17 protein-coding genes and 1 tRNA gene are annotated in these 23,470 nt (G+C 43.2%); 6 read left to right on the forward strand and 12 right to left on the reverse strand.

Annotation, left to right across the window (positions count from 1 at the left end):
• Window positions 1–55 precede the first annotated feature (55 nt).
• Genes QZ738_RS19730 through QZ738_RS19745 form a run of 4 tightly spaced genes read right to left on the reverse strand, consistent with a single transcriptional unit; the run spans window position 56 to window position 7,215 of the window.
• On the reverse strand, window positions 56–1,237 hold the full coding sequence (locus QZ738_RS19730; RefSeq protein WP_293789832.1) for a glycoside hydrolase family 88 protein: 1,182 nt from the start codon (window positions 1,235–1,237) through the stop codon (window positions 56–58).
• Window positions 1,234–3,048, reverse strand: coding sequence for a glycoside hydrolase family 2 protein (locus QZ738_RS19735; protein WP_293789834.1), 1,815 nt, complete (start codon window positions 3,046–3,048; stop codon window positions 1,234–1,236). The genes QZ738_RS19730 and QZ738_RS19735 overlap by 4 nt, the downstream gene beginning before the upstream one ends.
• Complete coding sequence (locus QZ738_RS19740; protein WP_293789836.1) at window positions 3,045–5,036, reverse strand: glycoside hydrolase family 97 protein; 1,992 nt, start codon at window positions 5,034–5,036, stop codon at window positions 3,045–3,047. Before QZ738_RS19740 ends, QZ738_RS19735 begins: the two co-directional genes overlap by 4 nt.
• A 4-nt stretch (window positions 5,037–5,040) precedes the next feature.
• Entirely contained in the window at window positions 5,041–7,215 is a 2,175-nt protein-coding gene (locus tag QZ738_RS19745) for an alpha-galactosidase (RefSeq protein WP_293789838.1), read from the reverse strand.
• Window positions 7,216–7,541: 326 nt separating this feature from the next.
• Between QZ738_RS19745 and QZ738_RS19750 the strand changes: the two genes are divergently transcribed.
• Together QZ738_RS19750 and QZ738_RS19755 are read left to right on the forward strand one after the other, a co-directional pair.
• On the forward strand, window positions 7,542–10,031 hold the full coding sequence (locus QZ738_RS19750; RefSeq protein ID WP_293789840.1) for a TonB-dependent receptor: 2,490 nt from the start codon (window positions 7,542–7,544) through the stop codon (window positions 10,029–10,031).
• A gap of 28 nt (window positions 10,032–10,059) precedes the next feature.
• On the forward strand, window positions 10,060–11,334 hold the full coding sequence (locus tag QZ738_RS19755) for a PepSY domain-containing protein (protein ID WP_293789842.1): 1,275 nt from the start codon (window positions 10,060–10,062) through the stop codon (window positions 11,332–11,334).
• A 219-nt stretch (window positions 11,335–11,553) separates the two neighbouring features.
• Here the strand turns inward: QZ738_RS19755 and QZ738_RS19760 are convergent, their stop codons facing one another.
• Window positions 11,554–12,576 (reverse strand): LLM class flavin-dependent oxidoreductase, encoded by a 1,023-nt coding sequence (locus QZ738_RS19760; RefSeq protein ID WP_293789844.1) that lies wholly within the window; start codon window positions 12,574–12,576, stop codon window positions 11,554–11,556.
• A gap of 119 nt (window positions 12,577–12,695) precedes the next feature.
• Here QZ738_RS19760 and QZ738_RS19765 point away from each other — a divergent pair, with 119 nt between their 5' ends.
• Window positions 12,696–13,235, forward strand: coding sequence for a hypothetical protein (locus QZ738_RS19765; RefSeq protein WP_293789846.1), 540 nt, complete (start codon window positions 12,696–12,698; stop codon window positions 13,233–13,235).
• Window positions 13,236–13,336: 101 nt separating this feature from the next.
• Window positions 13,337–13,825 carry a DUF4385 domain-containing protein gene (locus tag QZ738_RS19770; protein WP_293789848.1) on the forward strand — a complete coding sequence of 163 codons (489 nt, stop codon included), beginning with the start codon at window positions 13,337–13,339 and terminating at the stop codon, window positions 13,823–13,825.
• 62 nt (window positions 13,826–13,887) lie between these two features.
• On the opposite strand, the gene QZ738_RS19775 is transcribed toward QZ738_RS19770, so the two are convergent.
• The 3 genes from QZ738_RS19775 to QZ738_RS19785 form a co-directional block, all read right to left on the reverse strand.
• Complete coding sequence (locus QZ738_RS19775; RefSeq protein ID WP_293789850.1) at window positions 13,888–14,661, reverse strand: DNA-formamidopyrimidine glycosylase family protein; 774 nt, start codon at window positions 14,659–14,661, stop codon at window positions 13,888–13,890.
• Between the two features lie 120 nt (window positions 14,662–14,781).
• A complete protein-coding gene (locus QZ738_RS19780; RefSeq protein WP_293789852.1) occupies window positions 14,782–15,543 on the reverse strand; it encodes a DUF72 domain-containing protein in 762 nt (253 codons plus the stop codon).
• Window positions 15,544–15,663: 120 nt separating this feature from the next.
• Window positions 15,664–15,737, reverse strand: a tRNA-His gene (locus tag QZ738_RS19785).
• 175 nt (window positions 15,738–15,912) lie between these two features.
• Here QZ738_RS19785 and rnhA point away from each other — a divergent pair.
• Window positions 15,913–16,386, forward strand: coding sequence for a ribonuclease HI (gene rnhA, locus QZ738_RS19790; RefSeq protein WP_293789854.1), 474 nt, complete (start codon window positions 15,913–15,915; stop codon window positions 16,384–16,386).
• On the opposite strand, the gene fbp is transcribed toward rnhA, so the two are convergent.
• The 4 genes from fbp to QZ738_RS19810 form a co-directional block, all read right to left on the reverse strand.
• Window positions 16,383–17,462 (reverse strand): class 1 fructose-bisphosphatase, encoded by a 1,080-nt coding sequence (fbp, locus tag QZ738_RS19795; protein WP_293789856.1) that lies wholly within the window; start codon window positions 17,460–17,462, stop codon window positions 16,383–16,385. The two genes, rnhA and fbp, sit on opposite strands and share 4 nt — an antisense overlap.
• Window positions 17,463–17,481: 19 nt before the next feature.
• Entirely contained in the window at window positions 17,482–17,973 is a 492-nt protein-coding gene (locus QZ738_RS19800; protein WP_293789858.1) for a metallophosphoesterase family protein, read from the reverse strand.
• Window positions 17,974–18,143: 170 nt separating this feature from the next.
• The gene (locus tag QZ738_RS19805; protein WP_293789860.1) at window positions 18,144–18,845 is read right to left on the reverse strand and encodes a methyltransferase; all 702 of its coding nucleotides are present in this window, start codon (window positions 18,843–18,845) and stop codon (window positions 18,144–18,146) included.
• A 1-nt stretch (window position 18,846) separates the two neighbouring features.
• Window positions 18,847–19,227 (reverse strand): VOC family protein, encoded by a 381-nt coding sequence (locus QZ738_RS19810; protein ID WP_293789862.1) that lies wholly within the window; start codon window positions 19,225–19,227, stop codon window positions 18,847–18,849.
• Window positions 19,228–19,409: 182 nt separating this feature from the next.
• Between QZ738_RS19810 and purL the strand changes: the two genes are divergently transcribed.
• Window positions 19,410–23,093: a phosphoribosylformylglycinamidine synthase gene (gene purL, locus QZ738_RS19815; RefSeq protein WP_293789864.1), complete on the forward strand. Its 3,684-nt coding sequence runs from the start codon at window positions 19,410–19,412 to the stop codon at window positions 23,091–23,093.
• The last annotated feature ends 377 nt before the right edge of the window (window positions 23,094–23,470 follow it).

A 23,470-nucleotide genomic window follows, 5' to 3' on the forward strand; every position in this document is an offset into this window, starting at 1 on the left:
GATTTTTATAAAATAATCACCTCTCAGGACGCCCATTCAATAATTTATAATATCCTTACAATCTTTTCTTCAAACGACTCAGCGCCTCCAGATAATAATAATCTGCATAGGTTAAGGGTACATCTACCTCCGATTTAAAGGGAAATGCTCCGGTGCTGTGCATCAGGATAAAATTTCCGTTCTCGCACAACTTTGCGGTGTATTCAACAGAAGCGAGCGTCCGGATTTGCTTTTCTACTACTTCCATGTATCTCTTTTTAATGTCGGCATCTACAAAATCACTCAATTCGGTTAATGCAGAAGCCATAATACAGGCAGCTGAAGCATCTCTTGGCGTATCAGCCCGCACCGGAACATCGTAATCCCAATAAGGAATAAAATCTTTGGGCATTCTAGGATGATTAATTAGAAAGTTGGCGATATGCACAGCCTGATCCAGGTAACGTTTTTCCCTGGTTTCACGATAGAGATAAGTATAACCATAAAGACCCCAGGCCTGGCCACGGCTCCACGCGGAATGATCAGCATAGCCCTGATGGGTTTGCTTTTTATGCGGAAGACCTGTCTGTCGGTTATAGGAAACCACATGGTAAGAGCTGAAATCGGGCCTGAAGTGATGCGTCATGGTTTTATCCGCATGCGAAAGTGTAATTTTCTTTAGCTGCGCATCTCCTGATTGCTTGCTTGCCCACAACAACAATTCCAGGTTCATAATATTATCGATAATCACCGGATACTGCCAAATGGTTTTATTATGGTCCCATGACCTGATCAGGCCCACTTTAGGATCAAAACGGGTAGCCAGCGATTGCGCGCCTTTGAGCAAAACAGCCTTGTAAGCGGTATCGCCGGTTAAACGCAAGCCATTGCCAAAACTGCAATACAGCATAAAACCTACATCGTGGTTATCGGTGGTAAATTTTTCGCGTTCTACCCTGGCCGTATACATTTTTGCAAAGTTTAACAGCTCTGGATTTTTGCTATGCTCATAAACATACCATAATGATCCCGGAAAAAATCCGCTACACCACCAGCGTGAATCAGACACCGTGTTTTTGCCCGCTTCGAACGAACGCGGTAATACACCTGGTTGATGCTCGTATTTTTTAGCCATCAACAGGCTTTGCTGTTCGGCAAAAGCCAGGGCTTGATCAACAACAGATTTCAGGCTTTGCGCATTTGCAAGGTTGCTCCCTAATAGCCAGGTTAATAACAGCGCTAAAAAATATCTGCTCATAAATTTTCTTTAATGTTTTTATAATAATCAGCAATCACATACCAGGCTTTTTTACGAAATCCCTGATCAGATACCAATCCTTTTCTATTCCAGCCATCCTGATAAGTGGGGTGAAAGCGAAATGGCGACCGAAAATCAAACAATACCCAGGGCGAGATGCCATTGAGATTGGGGATATTTTTAAACATATCCAGGTTATCCCTGTAAAGCCGGGCCTGATAGTCTTCGCTCCATGAACTGGCTGTATCGCCATCACCGGTTTTACCATACAAAGCTTCAGCACCAAATTCTGAAATGATCAAAGGTTTATTGCTGGCTACCTCCCAAATAGCGTTTTTTGGTGCAACCGGCCAGGGATGGTACCAACCCATATATTTATTAATGGCTACCACGTCTATTTCGTTGATGAACGGGTCGTCCATTACAAAGCGTTGTTTATCTGCATTGAACCTCACCAGATCAAATGCAGCCGTAATTAACCGCGTGCTGTCGATATCTTTGGTGCATTTGATCAGGTATTTCAGGAACTCGTTCCGGACTGCAGATGGTTGCGTTTCATTGGCCATGCCCCAGAAAGAAACGGCACATCGGTTTTTATCCCGCATCACCATTTCCCTGATCATATTGCCTGCCTTCTTTTTAGTTTCCTGGTTTTCAAAATCGATGCCTTGCCATATTGGTGTTTCCTCCCACAACAAAAAGCCCATTTTTTCGGCTGCACGTACCGTATATTCATTTTGGGGATAATGTGCCAAACGGATCATATTGCAACCCAATGCCCTGGCTTCAGATAACAGCATCATCGCATCGGCCTCAGAGAAAGCCCTCCCCTTGCGCTGTGGAATCTCTTCATGAAAACTAATTGATTTTAAAAAAATGGGCTTTTCATTCAGGTAAATCTGTGTTCCTTTTACCGCCAGGTTTCTAAAGCCAATTGATTCTTCCACCCGATCTTCTTTTGTAGAAACAAACACCTGGTACAGTTTGGGGATTGCCGGCGACCAGCGCTGTATTTTTTTTACGTTGGCGATTGACCTATTCGCAATACCCTGATCATCGGTAACGAGGTTTTGCCTGATATTCAGTTCGGGAATCTCAACTGTTACCGCTACATTTTTTTGTTTATCAACAACTTTAACCTTCACATTAATCTGATCCGGACGATGTTTGTCCAGCTGAATAAAATAATCCTGGATAAAAATTTTCGGAGTCGATACCAGCAGCACATCACGTGTAATGCCACCATAATTCCACCAATCAAATGATTTTGCCGGAATGGCATCAGCAGTTCGGGTATTGTTTACTTCCAGGGTTAAAAAATTGTTTGCCGGCTGTACCAGATCGGTTACTTCAACCTGAAAAGGTGTAAATCCACCTTCATGTTCGGCAATTTCTTTCCCATTAAGGTAAACCTTACAACGATAACTTACCGCGGCAAAATAAATAAATAGCCGCCCCTGATGTGCTTTTGGCGCATCAAAATGTCTGGCATACCAAACCGTACCCTCGTAGTATTTAAGTTCAGGCAATTGACTGTTCCAGTCTGAAGGCACGTTAAGTTTCAAGCCACCGTCAAAGGCATATTCATAAAAATCTGTCTTTCCGGTTGGTTTTTTATTGAGGTAAATTTTATTTTTCCGTCCCTGATCGTATTGATCTACAATCGCTTCCCATTTCCCGTTAAGGGTTTGTGTTGCTCTGCCGTACACGTTAATCAAAGTCTCCTGCGCCGAAAGCTTCGACAACAAACAGCATAACAGTAAAAGCAAATTGAAAATTGTTCTGGTAGGTTTCATAAATACGGTCTTCATTTTTTAAAAATCTTCATCGCGAAACCACCACCCTGAGCCATTTGAATGGATAACTTTCGATCGGCAGGGATTTCTATCTGCTTCTTTCTGTAGTCGGTAGCGATTTTATTGGCATTAATGCCATCCTGATAAATCTCGGCAGCATAATCCCCCCTGTCAAGAAAGCTAAGATCAAGAATAAGTTTGCGCGCTTCCCAATTGGTTAAAGCACCCAAATACCAGGTAGTGCCCTTTTGGCGGGCGGTGGTAATGTATTGCCCAATCTCACCGTTGAGTACAAGGGTACGGTCCCAAACTGTAGGAATCGCGCTGATGAAATCGGTGCATTCCTGCTCTTTCGCATAATTGTCGGGGCTATCACAAAGCATATTTAAAGGCGATTCAAAAACCACATATTCTGCCAGTTGCCTGCAGCGGGTTCCCTGACTCATGGGTTCATCATTTATTCCCCTGTGACTGTTCCTGGTGGCGTTACGCATGGCGCCCTGGGTATAATCTACTGGTCCGGCAATCATCCTGATGAAAGGCATAGTCACATCATAAGTAACCATATCCATCTCCGGCCCGGTCCATTTCATCTGCTCCAGACCATTTACCGCTTCATAATTAATTACATTCGGGAATGTCCGGTTTAAGCCTGTTGGTTTATACGTTCCATGAAAATCGACCATCAATTTATATTTAGCAGCTGTTTCTGCCGCACGGTAATGAAAATCGACCATTTCCTGATCATCTCGGTCCATAAAGTCGATTTTAAAGCCTTTTATCCCTAACTCCGAATAATGCCTGCACACCTTTTCCAGATCTCGCGCAAAGGCATAATAGCCTGCCCATAAAATAAGCCCTACATTTTTGGACCTGCCGTAAGCAATCAGTTCTTTCAGATTAATTTCTGGTACAACCTCAAACAAACTTGCCTTTTGGTTTACCGCCCAACCCTCATCCAGGATCACATATTCAATTTTATTTTTGGAAGCAAAGTCTATGTAAGTCTTATAGGTTTCCGTATTCACGCCTGAAACAAAATCTACCCTGCTCAGTCCCCAGTTATTCCACCATTCCCAGGCTACTTTGCCAGGTTTTATCCATGAAATATCCTTTAACCGGCTGGGCTCTGCCAGTTTGTAAACCATATCATTGTCAGCCAAATCTTTATCGCTGGTGGAGACAATGGCTATACGCCATGGAAATTTTGTTTTTGCCTTACTTTTAGCAAGATAAGGCTGGCGCGCGGTGACGATTTGCTGCAGCTGGTTATGTCCACCTTGCACCGTAGCTTTTGGATAGGGAGCAAAGTTGGCTTCCAGACGAGTTTCGCCAGCAGGATTATAAAGAAACATGCCCGGATAGCTTTGCAGATCAGCTTCAGCCAGACCTACTTTTTTACCATGATCCAACTCAACCACCAATGGAGAAAAAGCAAGCTTCTGCTGATCCATTTTAGTTAAAGGCCCATAGGTGTAGGTATTTTCAAACGAATTGAAATATTGGCCCGCTATTGTTTTTTCTTTAGTTTTTACATTGGGAATGTATGCTTTATAATCTTTTTGGAAATGGAAAGCGGCCAGCTCTTCATTCACAATAAAATCCTGCTTAGCCACAGATACAAAACGGTAAGCCATGCCTTCATTGTAAAGTCGAAAAATGAGTCTAAATTCTTCCCTGAATTCGAGTGTCAGTTCGGCATACTCGTCGTTTATCAGGTTTCTTTTGTAAAAATGAGCAGGAATATTTTGTTTAACGGTTATGGTTTTGCTTTGTTTTAAGTGAGATTTGATGCCAAAGCTTTTTCCATTGCCTAGTTTCATCGCTATGGCACCAGAATTCAGTATGCTTTCTCCATCGTGCGTCAGCTGAAAATGGATACTATCGGCAATACTCACATCCACCTGCAACCTCCCGTCAGGAGACTTGATACTCAGCCTCTTTTGGGCGGTTGCGGGGATGCTCAGGAACGTTAAAAGGAATAAATATAATATGTTTTTCATAGGTTTATTTTAAAACGGTATAGCTGTACAGCACAAAATCATTTATGACAGGTAAAGCTATTTTCAGGGCGCCTTTTCGGCCTGTTGTCTGGATCATCTGCTTCCCCCTGCCCAGCAGTGGCTTTAATTGTATTTTAACCTTTTCGGGTAACCAGGTTTCCAGTATGCCCGTCCGCTCAGGGGTATTTTCCCTGAACACGATAAAATAGCCCCTGTCTTGTTGAACCGATTGAAAACCTGTCCATGATTTGCCCGAAGGTTCCTCACCAATTGGTAAAATGATTCCATGGTGGAAATCGTGCTGTATCTTTTTATACTTCGCAACTGATTCTCCCAGTTTTAAGGCTTCTTTGGGCAAACCGGTACCTTCAAACCAGGCCAGTGGCTGGGCGGCCATGGTTATGGCAAAAAGATATTCGAAGGTATAGTTGGAAGGGGCAAATGGATCACTGCCATACTTTTCCGTATTTCTCCATTTGTTTAAAAATTCGATCTGCAACTTCTCTGCCGGGACATATTTAGATAGTTGCCATAAGTTGCGCAGTGTCAAGTAAGGATAATAATTTTGCCAGTCGGTATACCGGTTTTCGAGAAAAATATTACCGTATTCGGTAAAAAGATGGTAGCCGCCTCTGCGGCCTGCCGTAGCATCGAGATTAAAAACAGCCTGGTTTTCTGTTTCGCTCAACACCTTGTTGAACATTTTGGTTAGATTAATTTCTGATTGTTTGTTTGGAATGGAGAGTCCATCAATTTTAAATGTTCTGATTCCGTACATCCGGTATAATTCGGCCATTGCCGAAGCATCTTTCTCCCAGTCTGCATAATCATGCTGAATACTGGGATTAAACCACAAGCCAATTTCAATACCCAGTGCTTTACCCCTTTTTACAATCGGAGCAAGTCCATTCGGATATTTTACCGCATCAGGTTTCCAATAATTGGGGTTACTCCAAATATTAGAAAAAGATCCCTTAGCCATGGCAGAATTCGGGCTTTTTCCCTGTTGCCATCCGTCATCGATCTGAAAATGGGTAATGCCAAGTTTGGCTGCAGCTTCCAATTCCAGCAAGCTAAACCTTTCGTTAACTTTAGCATCCTGACTCCTATCGCCCCAGGTGTTCATCATTACCATTTCGTCTCGCCCAGGCTCATTTTTACGGATGGTTTTCTGGTAAGTACGCAAGGCTTTCAGCTGGTTAAATTCCTGTCCGCTGTAAACACCCAGCACTACCGTATAGGCTTTGCGCCACTCATCTTTATGAACATCTGCTGCATTCAGTCCCAATCCGTTCACGGCAAAATGTCCAAATTCAACCGTAAAATCCTGACCGCCATAAGCAAGCTGTGTAGCGGACCCAGGCGCCTCTTTTAAAAGGAAAAAACCGGCATCTTTTTCCTGGTTATGTGCAAAAAGCAGGTTGCCCCGATAACTCTTTTTTCTGTAGGGAATAAACTTATTCTCCAGCACCAGATTGTTGTTCCAATCGGTTACATCAAAAAACTCGACAGTTTTAACCTGCCAATGGAAACCGTCCAGCTTTAACTGATCTAAAATGGCGGTTGAGCCATTCACCTTCATGTCCTCCGCAAATTCAATGTTTTTCTGATCGGCGGCATTGGCTGGGCGTTCCCCTGCTATGCCCGCTAACTGTCCTTTCAGATAGGTTTCGCAGGCAATAGATGCGCTTTTAGCGTTGATCCGGTAAACCCGCCTTACATCAAGCGTACCTATAGAAAAAGATACAATGGTTTCCTGTGTGGCGATGTGAATAGCATTGTCTTTCCTAACCAATACTTTATACTGCCCATTTTGAGTTTCGGTGGCAGCCTGAATGTAAAAATCAGGTTTTCTGAGTTTGTTAAACCAGGCTTTCCCACCTTTCTTATCGATTAGGCTGTAGGTAATCACGTTTCCCTTGTTCCAAATAAACTTACGCTCAATGAATTGATTGCCTATCGTCAGGGTATCTTTGTCCAGGCGACTATAACATCCATCCTGTGCGGAGCAAGGCACAGCGGCTGCTAAAAGCAAAAGCGATAGTAAAAATGTATAAACTTCCACTGTTAAATTGCTTTCGATTCTTGCAAAGACCGGTACTGGTATCACTTTTGGAGGAGGATGACCGAAACTTAGCGGAAAACACCGCTCATTGATCTCATAATTTATAGCTGTCATATTTGGAGACTCCAAAACTAGCTACTTGAACTTAAGGAGGGGTTCAGTTTTGTACGGAAATGGTTCAGTTTTGTACAAATTAACATCTATGTAGCTGTTTTAACTTCAAGCTTTATGAAATACATGCGGGCCACTGCTTACGAAAACTGGTGCAACCCGATTCACCTGTGTAAAAAGACTGAAACGATTTAGGGTAAACAATTACATTTATTTGGATTTATTCTAAATAAATATACCTTTGCAAAAAAATGCCACAGCGGGACCTGAACTCCCGTGTGGCATTACCGGATTTTAACCCGATACCTTTAACATCTAATTAAAAGTAAATGCAATTTAAGAAAATTTTATTCTTAGGCATGTGCTGCGCCGGAATATTTGCAGCTCAAGCCAGTTCTGGTACTTCACGAACAGGAAGTTATGCAAATGCTACTGATAGCCTCGTTCAACACCGCAATGATGAACAAACCGGTACAGTGAGAGGAAGAATTACTACTGCCGATGGAAGTGTAGCTGCAGGTGTAAGCGTCGTGCTGAAAGGAACCCGTTATGGCTCGGTAACTGACGAGGATGGCCTTTATCAGATCAGGCGTGTGCCCGTTGGCAATTATACACTGGTAGTTTCGGCGGTTGGGCTTTATCCAAAAGAAAAACAGATTCAGGTTTCCTCACGTGGTACCGTCATCGCTGATTTCTCTTTAAAAGAAAACCGTTCTGAGTTAGACGAGGTACAGATCAGCACGAACAAAAAAAGATACAAGGTGGATAAAGTTTCCCCTTCCTTGCGTTTACAATCTCCGCTGATTGAGGTACCACAGAATATCCAGGTAATCACCAGTAAAATACTGGCAGATCAGCAGGTATTTGATATTGTTGATGGCGTAACCAGAAATGTGAGTGGTACGTTACGCGTTGGCCATTGGGATGCCCAATATGCCAATATTTTTATGCGTGGTACCAGCATTCCGGCATTCCGGAACGGCATGAACCAAAAAATGCCATGGGGTCCGCTGGCAGATGATGCCGCAACGATCGATCGCATCGAATTTGTAAAAGGTCCCTCTGGCTTTATGATGACAAACGGCGAACCTGGAGGTATTTATAATGTGGTAACCAAGAAGCCTACCGGCCAAAACCGCAGTTCAGTAAGTGTGGCCGGTGGAGGTTATAACCTAGGTCGCGTAACTGCCGATTTGGACGGCAAGTTAAGCCGCGATGGCCGTTTACTGTTCCGCCTGAACGTGGCCGCACAAACCAAAGACAGTTACAACAAATACAACTACACCGATAAATATATTATCGCTCCCGTAATCAGCTACCAGGTAGACAGCAACACCTTAATTACTGCAGAATATACCACCCAGCATGTGGAAGCGCAGGCATTAGGTTCATACGGTTTTTCGCCAAAAGGATTTGCCGATACCGACCCTAGTTTCTTTCTAGGCGATCCGGCGCTTGACCCTGCAAAACTATATGACCACAACGCCACTGTTTATGTGAGTCACCGTTTAAATAATGACTGGAAAATTAATGCCCAGGCGGCCTATCTCCGTTATGGTTTAGATGGAGGCACTCCATGGCCGTCGAAAATTGCACCCAATGGCGATATGCGCCGCTACCTGAATATCAGCGAGGAACTGGCCATTAATAAAAATATCCAGGTAAGCCTGATGGGCGACCTGACTACGGGGCCTGTTGTACACCGTATTTTGGCCGGACTTGATATGGGCAACCTGAAAACCTGGGGTGATTTTTCAAGCGTGCAGCAGCCAGATCTGCAATTGGCAAACAATGCTACCTTTAATATTTATAACCCGGTTTATGGTATTCCTTTTGACAAGATTCCTTTCTTCGATCGTTCGCGCAGCATTCAGAACCGTTCGGGATCGAATGTATATGCCACTAACCTCACCTATACCGGCGCCTACCTGCAGGATGAGCTCCGCATGCTGGATGGACGGGTTCGTTTAACCCTGGCCGGACGTTTTACGCATGCCGTAACCGTGGGCAAAACTAACCTTACGCAGATTTCTGATAATGTTTTTAGCCCTAGGGCCGGTTTGAGCGTAACCCTGGCAAAGGATTTCAGTGCCTATACGCTCTATGACCAAAGTTTTCTGCCTGTTGCAGGTCAGGATTATGCCGGAAACCCTTTCAAGCCGATTCGCGGCAATAATATCGAACTGGGTGTTAAAAAAGATTTCTTTGACGGTAAATGGAACGTAACCGCTGCTGCCTTCCGTATCAAGAAGAAAAATGTACTGACTGCCGACCTGGATCCGGCACACCTTGCGCTGAATCCGAATGCGCAGATCCAATTGGGTGGTATCATCTCCAAAGGTATTGAACTTGATATCAATGGCGAAATTACTCCTGGATTAAACGTAGTGTTAAATTATGCGCTAACAGATGCCACGGTAAGTGAAGATGCTAAACCAGAACTGATAGGCAGACATACCCCTAATTCGGCGAAACACATTACCAATGGCTGGTTATCTTATCGCTACCAAAAGCCAGGGGCTTTTTTAAACGGTTTTGGGTTGAGTGCGGGCTACCAGATCCAGTTGGATCGTTATGCCGGATCTACTTCAGTTCCATTGATGTTGCCAGCTTATTATCGTTTTGATGCCGGGGTTTCTTACGAAAAAGGTAAAATAACCATTGCCGCATTAGTGAATAACCTGTTAGACCGCAGGCTGCTGACCCAGGGATCATATACTAAACTGGCTACTGAAACGGCAACATCCGTTTCGTACTACACCTATATTTATGAAGTTCCGCGCAATGCAAGATTGAGCATTACTTACCGGTTTAAATAATCCATATCCGATCAACAAAACAGGCACCATGACCAAGACCCGAAATCAAGGAAAAAAGAAGCAAAAAGACACGGTTTTTAAGCGCATCAACAATTGGCTGCACTTGTGGCTGGGTTTGATATCTGGCGTTATTGTACTCATCGTGTGCCTTACAGGATGCATTTGGGTATTTAATGAAGAAATTACCGGGCTGCTGGAGCCCGACACGAAAGTAGCCTGGCAGGATAAACCTGTGGTTAAACCTTCAGAGTTGATGCAGCTTGCTGCGAAGCTGCATCCGGAGAAAGTACCATCTTATGCAAATTACCAGCAAGGCAGGGCAATTAACCTCAGCTTACGGGCCGCAAATGCCAGTCCGAAGGATCGACGTACGGGCAATACCATACTGAAAGTGAACCCTTATACGGGTGAAGTAATCCGTACCGAAGTGCATCAACCCGGTGAATCAGATTTCTTCAGGTTTATTTTAAACGGACACCGGTTTCTCTGGATGTCGCCTAAAATTGGTCGGCCAATTGTGAATTATGGCACCCTGGTTTTTGTTGTTTTATTAATTACCGGGCTAATCTGGTGGTACCCCAAAAAATGGAACCCATCCACGCGTGATAAAAGTTTTAAGATCAAATGGGGTGCATCCTTTAAGCGGGTAAACCTCGACCTGCACAATGTGCTCGGCTTTTACGCTTTACTATTCCTGCTGGCCATAGCCCTTACCGGAATGGTGTACGGCATTAAATGGTATAGCGAGGGGATCTACTGGGTTACATCGGGTGGCGATAAGCTGGCAGAATACAAACGCCTGGATTCAGACTCTACATTAAAAGGAAAAGGTTACAACCCAGAAAAAGCGATGGATATGGCCTGGAACCAGGTCATCACGCGCCATCCTGAATCGATGGGATTTTATTATAGTTTTGCCGATACGGCAGATGCCAAAGCCGCCATCAACATTACCGTATATCCCAATAAAGGGCAGTTTTACAACAGCCAGGGCTATACATTTGACCAACATACCCTGAAGGAACTAAAGCGGGAAGATGCCTATTCGGTGGCCTATGCTCAAGCCTCTTTCGGGGAGAAATTGCGGAAGATGAATTACGATATCCATGTAGGCAGTATTTTAGGCTTTCCCGGCAAAGTATTGGCCTTCCTGGCCTCACTTATTGGTGCCAGCTTACCGATTACGGGATTTTTGGTATGGTATGGAAGGAAGTTTAAGAAAAAGAAACCAGGAAAAGCTTTGGCTAAACAGCCTGCCAATATTTCTGAGGAACCAGCGGAACAATTACTTGCGAAAATTTAAAGATGAAGTCCCGGATTAAAAAAGCTGTGGCTTCGATTTTAAAATCTGAACTCAAAAATCAATGATGGATTTATCGCTCTTGCCGGCCGTTGACTATCAAACTGAAAATAAAAAAGCGGAAAAAACCAAAGGCTCTTCCCGCTTATCTAAATTAACGCTCTCTATATCTAAACACGACTACTGGCAATATGTTTTGTAAACTTAAAAAATTTGAATGGGCTATCGCCATCCGAGCCCTGGCGCTACGTGTTCCAGAATGGAAGATAAAATATGTATATTATAATCGACACCAAGGGTATTTGGAATGGTCAATAATACGGTATCCGCTTCCTGTATGGCTTCGTCAGCAGCCAGTTCCTTAACCAGCTGATCAGGTTCAGCAGCATATCCCCTGCCGAAAACTGCCCGTTGGGTCGGCTCGATATAGCCAAAGCTATCTGTCGCTTTTCCTTGCTGGCCAAAATAATACCTGTCCTGATCGTTCATCAGTGCAAATATAGAGCGACTCACAGACACCCTTGGCTCGCGATCATGCCCCGCTTTTTTCCAGGCTTCCTTGTAAAGCCTGATCTGTTCAGCTTGCTGTACGTGGAAGGGCTTGCCATTCTCATCAAACTTTAAAGTGGAACTCTGCAGGAACATGCCGTTTTCTGCCGCCCAAACCGCAGTGGCATTGGAAGCAGCTCCCCACCAGATGCGTTCTCTCAGTCCCGCTGAATAGGGCTCTAACCTTAAAAGCCCCGGCGGATTTGGAAACATTGGATTGGGGTTGGGCTTTGCAAAACCTTCACCTTTGAGTCTTTCCAGGAATTCCAAAGCCTTTTGCCTGCCCATATCAGCATCGTTTCCTCCTTCTTTTGGTGAGAAACCGAAATGCCGCCACCCCTCAATCACCTGCTCGGGCGATCCCCTGCTGATGCCTAGTTGTAACCTGCCACCAGAAATCAGGTCGGCTGCACCAGCATCCTCAACCATATACAAAGGATTTTCATAGCGCATATCGATAACGCCAGTTCCAATTTCAATTTTCGAAGTTTTTGCGCCAATGGCAGAAAGCAGCGGAAAGGGCGACGCCAGTTGCCTTGCAAAATGGTGTACCCTGAAATACGCGCCATCAAGCCCGATCTCTTCGGCCGCGACCGCCAGATCGATGGATTGCAGCAAAGTGTCACCCGCGGTACGCGCCTGATATGATGGATGTTCGGACCAATGCCCGAACGATAAAAATCCTATTTTCTTCATTTCATTAATGCTAAATTCAAAGTTAGCATTACTCGCCTAGCGCAAAGGTCATCCTGTAGTCATAACCTATACTACCATCTGGCAAACAATAGCCTGAGCCGATTGTTCAAAAATCAATCATGTCGAGAACAAAACAGATACGATCAAAAGAGCAGTTTGCCGCTGCGCTCGAACTGGAAAGATCGGGCGATCATGCTGGCGCACTAAAACTTTACCGGAAATCTGCCATGACCGATCCTGCCAATTCACACGCTTGGAACAGGCAGATGGTACTTTTTCGCAAAACCAAATCAAAAGAGGATGAGGTCAAACTTATTAAACAGGCCATAGCGGAATACCGGAAATCTTACGAAATCAAACAACAAGACTGGTTGAAAGAAAACCAGGACAAAGCAAACAGCACCCGCGAACTGGCTCATGTTCTCGGGCTTTTGGAACCAACGGGCCTTCCAAAAAACGACGATGCCACAGTCGAGAAATGGCATACCAGGCTTTATTTGCTTGAATACCGCATCAAAAATGCGCGAAAGAAGAAAACCGCGTCAAAGAAGCCTTTAGGTAACTCATCAAAAAAAACAGCATCTGCAACTAAAAAGCGTAAGCAAAAAGCCGTTACCAAACCCAGGCTTAAAAAAAATAATAAGACCAATCCAATCTGAAAAGGCATTTATCGCCGCTAACATCCGTAACCACCGTACCACATTTTAAGCCAAATTCCATTGGGATAAAACATAACCATAAGCCGATATGTTGCTAAGCTATGCCATCAGCAAGAAAGCCATCATATCTCGATTTTGACCTGGAAACATACCCATGGAAGCAGGATATCGATTATAAAGAGCATCCCGAAAAATACCGTGTTGGCAAGGGTGAACAAGGCGTCCTGATCTGTGAGCCTTATAAATCCAAGATCGGCCAATTCTGGAGGTTTAAAACACCAGAGGTTGCTAAAGCAAGTAGTGAAAAGATATTGGAGATGTTTCATGAATACATCCTGGCAAATGATTTTGTGGGTGCCGATATGGCCAGGAAATACTTGCAAATGGGCTACACCCGCGCCAGGCGATATGCCAATTATAAAGGAGGAAAGAAATACGACAAAAATCAGGATTACAAGCCACTGGAACGTGGTACCGGATCAGCGGAGAAAGCCGAATCTGCTGCGATATTCTACGCTGCTTATAAAATGGCAGAGGCACACCCGATCTACAAATCACTAAAGTCAGACTGGAAAAAACGCCTGGGATAGCAAAATGCAATTGCACCTTTAACTGGAAGCGAAATCTGCACGATAATATTATGGATTGTTTTTCAAGAATATAATTGCTGTTCGTCAGTATAATAACTGGTTCTTCCGCCTATTTTATCTGACTTCACTACCGCTCCGGACGGGGATTTTTCCAGCTTTGCACTATGCACTTTCATGAAGTCGCGCAATTCGCCACTAAGCTCATTTCCGTTCTCTTTTGCGATAGCTTTAATGGCTTCTTTTAGAACAGACCCCAAACTCCTGAACAGTTTTTTAACTATTTTTTCCGGTATGGCCGAGCTGATTGAAAATGGCGATACCCTGGCATCCCATAGGATCTCGTCAGCGTATGAATTACCTATGCCCCGCATCTTTTTTTGATCCATCAGCACCTCCTTAACCATTTTTTTGCTCTTGGAAATCACCCCGATAAAATATTCCTCGTCCATTTCCAGCGCATCTGGTGCCATAGCAGCATCGGGGTTTAAGGTAGGTGTTGCTGCACGCAAGATATCTACTACGGTAAAACCTTCGCCACCGGAAAAATGAAAAGCAAGGATGGTGTATTTTGGTAACGCCGAATCTTTCTCAATCGCAGCTAGTTCTCCCCGAAGCATCAGATGAACTTGTAAAACTTCCTTACCAAAATGAAAGTGTAAGGTTTTTCCAGAGCGCAAAACCTTCAAAAGCTTCTTTCCTTCAAGGTTTTCCTTTAGTGATGAGGCAGTTACGTTCAGCTTTTTCGCCACCATTATTTCCAATTGTTTCAGGGATCTTCCCTTGAACTTACGCGAGATGATCTGTGCAAAAACTTCTAAGTCTGGTAATTCAGCCATAACGTATTAAAAATTAAATACTCCTGTATTTTTTGATATTCCTTACCGAACTTATTGATTGATTGCAATAATGAAACATTGTTCAGGTACAAAAAGTTTAGGACTGATGCTCAACAAATACTAATAGGTATCTCTGACAATCTGCCGCAACATGTTCAGGTTGGCATGTGCCTCCCCCATTGTATTATTAAAATACACAAATACCTTTTTGCCTTCTGACAGCCAGTCCGTAACATAACTTGCATACTCATAAAGTACATCATCAGCATAACTTCCTCTGTAGTTTCCTCCCGGACCATGAAACCTGATGTAGATAAAATCAGGATGGCTTTCCTTTACCGGAGAACTGGCAGGCGATTTATCGTGTATCACCATGCCAAGCCCAAATTCTTCCAAAAGCTCATACACCTCATCTATATATAAAGAAGCGTGCCGAAATTCCAAAGCAATTTTCCAGTCGAAAAAAGGATCATTCGCTCTAAGTACCGACATGAGATAGCGCAGCTGCGCAAAATGAGAAATCCTTACGCTTGGCGGGAACTGTACCAAAAGACAAGCCTTTTTCTCCCCGACATGCGAAATGACCGAAAAAAATTTAGATACCATCTCCGGATCAAAGGCCAGATCCTTATTATGGGTAATCTCCTTAAAAAGCTTAAAGGTGAAACGAAATTTATCGGGCACATCCGCCGACCACTTTTTCATCGTAGAAGCCTGCGGTATTTTATAAAAAGAAGAATTGATCTCGATAGAATCCATCAGCGAGGCATAATAGCACAGCCTGCTCTTCTGTTGAAATTCTTCCGGGTAGTGCAATTTATTGGGAACGGGTAACAATAGCCCGCTGGTACCCGAATAATAGTTTTCAAAGGCAATGTCCATATCAGTTAAACCACCGGAACAGAATAATTGTTGAAGGGCCTGATCGGAAGAGAAGGATTGCCTCAAAAATCCCCTAAAAACAAAAAAAGCAGCTCTTTTCAGAACTGCTTTAAAACTCGGGGTGGATGATGGGGCTCGAACCCACGACCCTCGGCACCACAAACCAATACTCTAACCAACTGAGCTACATCCACCGTGATTTTGATGTCACAAAAGTACGACTTTTAACATTCCCTGCAAATATTTTTTTCAATGTTTTTACCACAAATTTTTAATTCCTTAACATTCAATTGTTTGAATTTCAAAAAAAATTTCTGCAACCGATTAGATAGACGATTTTAAACCTAAAAACATAACTTTACCACGTTTATGATCGAAATTTATACAGACGGAGCTGCTAGCGGAAACCCCGGTCCGGGTGGTTGGGGCACCATTTTAAGGGCAGGGCAACACTATAAGGAATTAAGCGGCGGTTTCAGGATGACCACCAATAACCGCATGGAATTATTGGCTGTAATAAAAGGATTGGAGGCACTGAAAAGCTTAAACCAGGAAGTAACGGTTTATTCCGATTCGAAATATGTGGTAGATGCCGTAGAGAAGAAATGGGTTTTCGGCTGGGTAAGCAAAGGTTTTAAAGACAAAAAAAACAAAGACCTCTGGTTAAGATTTCTTGAGCTGTACAAACTTCATAAAGTCAAATTCGTTTGGATTAAAGGCCACAACGCTCATCCGGAGAATGAACGTTGCGACCGTTTGGCGGTATTTGCTTCTCAAGACAAGCAAAACTTAGCCATCGATACTGTTTTTGAGGCAGAAAGAAATAAGGCAACCTTGCTTTAATCCAACCCGCCAATTACATGCAGATTTTCCGGTTTAGCATCTACATTATTTTCGATAGCTATTGATTTTTCCGTATACAAGCTCATCATTTCTTCCGCTTTTTCTACCATATTTTTGGAGCCGATAAAAATGGGAACCCGTTGATGTAGTTCGGTCGGATTGATATCCAGGATCCGTTCAAAACCCGTACTGGCCTTGCCCCCGGCCTGCTCAATAATAAAGGACATCGGATTACATTCGTACAACAGCCGTAATTTACCATTCGGCGAACGTGAAGTAGTGGGATAAATATAAATGCCGCCTTTAATCAAATTCCGGTGGATATCGCCAACCATAGAGCCAATATAACGCGAAGTGTAAGGACGTTTCGTGGCTTCATCTTCAACCTGGCAATATTTAATATATTTCTTTACGCCATCCGGAAAATGTACATAATTCCCTTCATTGATAGAGTACAGGTAGCCCGTTTCTGGCATTTTCATTTCAGGGTGCGACAGGCAAAATTCACCTATTGATGGATCAAGCGTAAAACCGTTAACACCTTTGCCGGTGGTGTAAACGAGCATAGTAGAAGAACCATAAATAACATAACCGGCAGCTACCTGTTCAGTACCTTTTTGAAGTACATCATCTAAACTGGCCCTGCCCTCAAACGATTTCCGCCTGTAAATCGAAAAGATGGTACCCACCGCAACATTTACATCCGTATTGGATGAACCGTCAAGGGGGTCGATACAGACAATATATTTTGCATTTTGCGACACCGGCGATTCGATATGGATCACATCATCTTCTTCTTCTGTAGCAACCAGACAACATTCCCCACCGCTGGCCAGGGCTGCAATAAACTGCTCGTTTGCATAAACATCCAGTTTCTTTTGTTCTTCGCCCTGTACATTCGTGCTTCCGACGTCTCCTAAAATGTCCACCAGACCCGCCTTGTTGACTTCCCGGTTTACGATTTTAGCTGCAATGCCAATATCGCGCAGCAGCCTGGATAATTCACCCTTTGCATAGGGAAAATCTGCCTGTTTTTCAATAATAAATTGTCCTAATGTCTTGACGCCACAAACCATACTTAGTGTATATTTTACATTATCTACCTGATAATTCTATGACCGCTAAGGTATGAATATTTTCGTCAGTAATGCAAAACCTAATCAAGGTTCGTACTTTGTGCCAACCTTGTTTTCCCGCTGCACCGGGGTTTATATGCAAACATTTTAGTTTTTCATCAAACATCACTTTCAAAATATGCGAATGCCCGGTAATAAATAATTTCGGAGGCTTAGTGTAAATTTCTGGTTTTACCAAAGCTGAATATTTTCCGGGATACCCCCCTATGTGCGTCATCCATACCGGTACATTTTCGCAGTTAAAGCGGTTGTGTTCGGGAAATTCGCTTCTGATTACAGCATCGTCTATGTTTCCGAACACCCCACGCAAAGGTTTAAAGGCCGCCAGTGGTGCAGCTACATCCGGACCAAAATCGCCGGCATGCCAGATTTCATCACAGTCATCAAAATGTTTGAAAACGGCGTCATCTAAAAAACCATGGGTATCTGAAATCAATCCTATTTTTTTCATCAGGTCAACTTAATGGTATGTTTATTTTACAGGATAATCTCCAAAGTAAAAGCAATAAAAATTTAATAAATGAGGTACATAGGTGCAAAAAAAAAGTCGCAAAAAGCTTTTAATCGCAGAACAAAATACACCATTTTGAACGTACAATCTTGATATCTGTTCAATATCAATCAATAAGCCAAAAAGAAATCTTTAAGCAGTATTTTATATTCAGCTGTATGCACTTTCAAATCTTCATATAGATAAAAATCACTTTCCTGTATTGCTGTTTTATTTTTACCTAAACTTATTATCTGCCTGAAAGCAGCTTTAGACCGATCAGAATGAATATGTATTTTTTCCAACAGCTCCATTCCGTAATACCCGGCCTCCACAACCACCTCATCGGCCTGCTTTATCGGAAGGATCAGCCAAGCCTGGCCATCAGCAGTCAATAACTCACTGATCTTTTTTACCAGCATGTTGAAAAAACCATCTTCGGCATGCCTGGCGATGCCTTTCCTGATCTCTTCATTTTTAAGGTCATTTACAAAAAACGGCGGATTAGATACAATTAGCTCAAATCTATCAGGCGAATTATAATTTTCAATTGCTATATTGCCAATAGTTAAACGATGATGGAATGGCGATTGTTGAAAATTCCTTTCCGCAGTTTTCGCAGCTTGTTCATCGATTTCTACTGCATGTATCTTTGCATCAGGAAAACGTTGTGCCAGCATCAGGGCAATTACACCTGTACCGGTCCCAATATCCAGGATCTTTTTAGGATCCCGCTGGTTAGCCATAGCTGCAATTAAAACGCCATCCGTATTGATCTTCATGGCGCAACCCGTCTGGTCTACCTCAAACTGCTTAAACTTAAAAACACTCATCCTAAGCCTCGTACAATTCCAATGGTAAACCGTCAGGATCGGCAAAAAAAGTAAAACGCTTATCTGTAAATTCATCAATCCGGATCGGTTCCGTAATAATTCCTTGCTTATTTAACCGGTCAATCTCCTGTTCCATATCGGCTACTTCGAAAGCCAGATGGCGCAACCCCTGCGCTTCCGGCCGCGAAGGCCTTGCAGGTGGGTTCTCGAAAGAGAAAAGTTCGATCTGGTAAACACCATTCACCGCCAGATCCAGCTTGTACGATTTCCGTTCTGCCCGGTAAACCTCAGCAAGTACAGTAAAGCCCAGTTTATTTACATAAAAATCTTTCGATTTTTCGTAATCAGAACAGATAATGGCAATGTGGTGGATTCTTAGCATATATAATAACTGAATTGAAAAATGAGTGCATAAATGAATAATCTGTAAAGTTCTGCATTCTCTAATTCAAAATTGAATCATTTGGACATTATTTTAAAATCGTTCAAAATTCTACATTCAATCCTTCATTCCTTCCCTCATTAAATTTAAAAACGCTAAATTTGCGACTTCAAAAAAAAAGCATGATTCATTTCTTCTCTAGTCATCCTGAGCCTGTCGAAGGGCAATCCCAGACAATCTTTGTTTTACAAACAGACAAAGCGCTTTCTACCACTGATATTACTAAACTCGAATGGTTATTTGGCGGCGCCAAAATATCGCAGGAAACAGCTCTGCAAGGCTATTTTGTAGGTCCAAGGGCAGCGATGATCACGCCATGGAGTACCAATGCGGTAGAAATTACCCAGAATATGGACATACAGGGCATGATCAGGATTGAAGAATTTAAAAAGGTTGACGAAGCCTTTTCCGATTACGATCCAATGCTTTCTCAAAAATACGATAAAATTGACCAGGATATCTATACCATCAACATCAAACCTGAGCCAATTTTGGAGATTACCGATATAGCGGCTTACAATAAACAGGAAGGACTTTCTTTAAGTGATGAGGAAGTTGATTATCTAAATATATTAGCGCAAAAATTAGAGCGACCATTAACTGATTCGGAAGTGTTTGGCTTTTCGCAGGTCAACTCAGAACACTGCCGCCATAAAATCTTTAACGGCAAGTTTGTAATTGATGGTGTAGAACAACCTACCTCTTTATTTAAACTGATCCGTAAAACTTCTGAAGAAAATCCGAACGATATTGTTTCGGCCTATAAAGATAACGTTGCTTTTATTAAAGGACCTAAAGTACAGCAGTTTGCACCTAAACGTGCCGATCAGCCTGATTTTTATGCCTTAAGCGATTTCGATTCCGTAATCTCCCTAAAAGCAGAAACACACAATTTCCCGACTACGGTTGAGCCCTTTAACGGTGCTGCAACAGGTTCGGGCGGCGAAATCAGAGACCGTTTGGCTGGTGGCCAGGGCTCTTTACCTTTGGCCGGAACAGCGGTTTATATGACGGCACTTTCCCGTTTAGAAGAAAACCGCCCATGGGAACAAGGTGTAGAGGAAAGACAATGGCTGTATCAAACGCCAATGGATATCCTGATCAAAGCCTCAAACGGGGCTACCGATTTTGGAAATAAATTTGGTCAGCCGCTCATTACCGGATCGGTGTTAACTTTCGAACACGAAGAAGACAACCGTACCCTTGGTTTTGACAAAGTGATTATGCTTGCGGGCGGTATTGGCTACGGCAAAGCCAGCCAGGCACAAAAACTTAAACCACAGGAAGGCGATAATATTGTAATCTTAGGTGGCGAAAACTATAGAATTGGAATGGGCGGCGCAGCGGTTTCATCTGCAGATACCGGTCAGCACGGCAGCGGCATCGAATTAAATGCCATCCAGCGGTCGAACCCCGAAATGCAAAAACGTGCGGCAAATGCCGTTCGTGGTTTGGTAGAAAGCGATCATAATCCAATTATTTCCATTCACGATCATGGTGCAGGTGGCCACTTAAACTGTTTATCAGAACTCGTAGAAGAAACCGGTGGTTTAATTAACCTGGATAAGCTTCCCGTGGGCGACCCTACCCTTTCAGCCAAAGAAATTATCGGTAACGAATCGCAGGAAAGAATGGGATTGGTAATTGGCAACGACCATATCGAAACCCTTCAAAAAATTGCCGATCGCGAGCGTTCACCGATGTATACCGTTGGTAAAGTTACCGGCGATCACCGTTTCACCTTTAAATCGGCCACTACCGGTTTAAAACCTATGGATTTGGAACTGGCGGCCATGTTTGGCAGCTCGCCAAAAATCGTGATGGAAGATCATACGGTAGACCGTAAATACAGCGAGCTGAATTATGATGCCAGCCAGTTAAATGCTTATTTGGAGCAATTGCTTCAATTAGAAGCTGTAGCTGCTAAAGATTGGTTAACCAATAAAGTAGACCGTTGTGTGGGTGGCCGTGTAGCCAAGCAACAGTGCGCGGGTCCGTTGCAATTGCCGTTAAACAACTGCGGGGTAATGGCATTAGATTTTCAGGGTAAAGAAGGTATTGCCACTTCAGTTGGTCATTCACCGGTTTCAGCACTGATCGATCCGGCTGCAGGTAGCCGCAACGCCATTGCCGAATCACTTTCAAATATTGTCTGGGCACCTTTAAAAGATGGTTTAAAAAGCGTTTCACTTTCTGCCAACTGGATGTGGGCCTGCAAAAATGAAGGCGAAGATGCCAGGTTATATTCAGCCGTAAAAGCCTGTTCTGATTTTGCAATCGATTTGGGCATCAACATTCCAACCGGAAAAGATTCCTTATCGATGAAACAGAAATACGCCAATGGCGATGTAATTGCGCCCGGAACCGTTATCATTTCTGCCGGCGCCAATTGTGACGATATCACTAAGGTAGTGGAGCCGGTACTTCAAAAAGATGGTGGTGCCATTTATTATATCAATCTATCAAATGATAGCTATAAATTAGGTGGTTCATCTTTCGCACAGATTTTAAATAAGGTAGGTACCGAAACACCAGATGTTAAAAATGCAGATCAATTTAAAAACGCATTTAATACTTTACAACAATTAATTAAAGCAGGCCAGATCCAGGCCGGACACGATATTGGCAGCGGTGGTTTGATTACAACCCTGCTGGAAATGTGTTTTGCCGACCGCGATTTAGGTGCTCAACTCGATTTATCAGCCTTGGCAGAGCAGGATAGCTTGAAATTGCTTTTTGCCGAGAATATTGCAGTCGTTTTCCAGGCTGATGCTGCCGCTGAAGCTACATTGACCGAAAATGGTGTTACTTTCCATAAAATCGGCACAGTAATTCCGTCGGCTACCCTGGAAGTTAAAAACGCTGCTGACAGCTTTACTTTTGATATTGATCACCTACGTGATGTCTGGTTTAAAACTTCTTATTTATTAGACAGCAGACAAACCGGTAACGGATTAGCCAAAGAACGTTATGAAAACTATAAAAACCATGTTTTAAATTACAGTTTCCCGCTAACTTTTAATGGTAAAAAACCGGTAATCGACAACGCCAAACCCAGACCAAAAGCAGCCATTATCCGCGAAAAAGGAAGTAATTCTGAACGCGAACTGGCAAATGCCATGTATTTAGCCGGTTTTGATGTAAAAGATGTACACATGACCGATTTAATTACCGGCAGAGAAACTTTGGAAGACATTCAGTTTATCGGTGCGGTGGGCGGTTTCTCCAACTCCGACGTTTTAGGATCGGCAAAAGGTTGGGCAGGTGCATTTTTATATAACGAAAAAGCAAGAATTGCTTTAGAAAAATTCTTTGCCCGCCCTGATACTTTATCTGTAGGGATCTGTAATGGCTGTCAGTTATTTATTGAATTGGGCCTGATTAATAAAGACCATACCGATAAACCTAAAATGTTGCACAACAAAAGCGGCAAACACGAAAGTATTTTCACTTCCTTAACGTTACAGGAAAACAATTCGGTAATGTTATCCAGCCTTGCCGGCAGCACTTTGGGGGTTTGGGTATCGCATGGTGAAGGAAGATTCTCCTTACCTTATGCAGAAGATCAATACAAAATTGTAGCCAAATACGCTTACGAAACCTATCCGGCCAGTCCGAACGGTTCTGATTACAATACTGCCATGTTATGTGATGAAACCGGCCGTCACCTGGTGATGATGCCGCACATCGAACGTTCATTGTTCCAATGGCACTGGGCCAATTATCCGGCAGGCCGCAAAGACGAAGTTTCGCCATGGATGGAAGCCTTTGTAAATGCACGTAAATGGATTGAAAACCAAGGGTAATATTTATAGAGTTGTCAACTTTACTAGCATGGTGGCAAGAAAGATGACAACTCTTAATCATAATGTTGATGGATGATGGAATTAAAAACCATCATCCATTTTTTTTGTCATCAGGAATAGATTTGTCAACTTTACTAGCATGCGGCAAGAAAGTTGACAACTCTCCCGCTACTGATAAAAATCTGAAGATCCGAATACAACTCTATTATAATTTTTTTGTTAGAAAATGAGCGTTTTGCTTTTCATCGCAACTGTACTCCCGCCATCGCTCATAGTCCTCGTTTCGCTGCGCTACACTGCGGGCTAACCGCCCTGTCGGGTTTATTGAACAAAAGCCTGTTATCTCACACAAAGCCTGTTTATCCGCTGGCAATATA

It is taken from the genome of uncultured Pedobacter sp. (assembly GCF_913776295.1).
Taxonomy (GTDB): Bacteria; Bacteroidota; Bacteroidia; order Sphingobacteriales; family Sphingobacteriaceae; genus Pedobacter.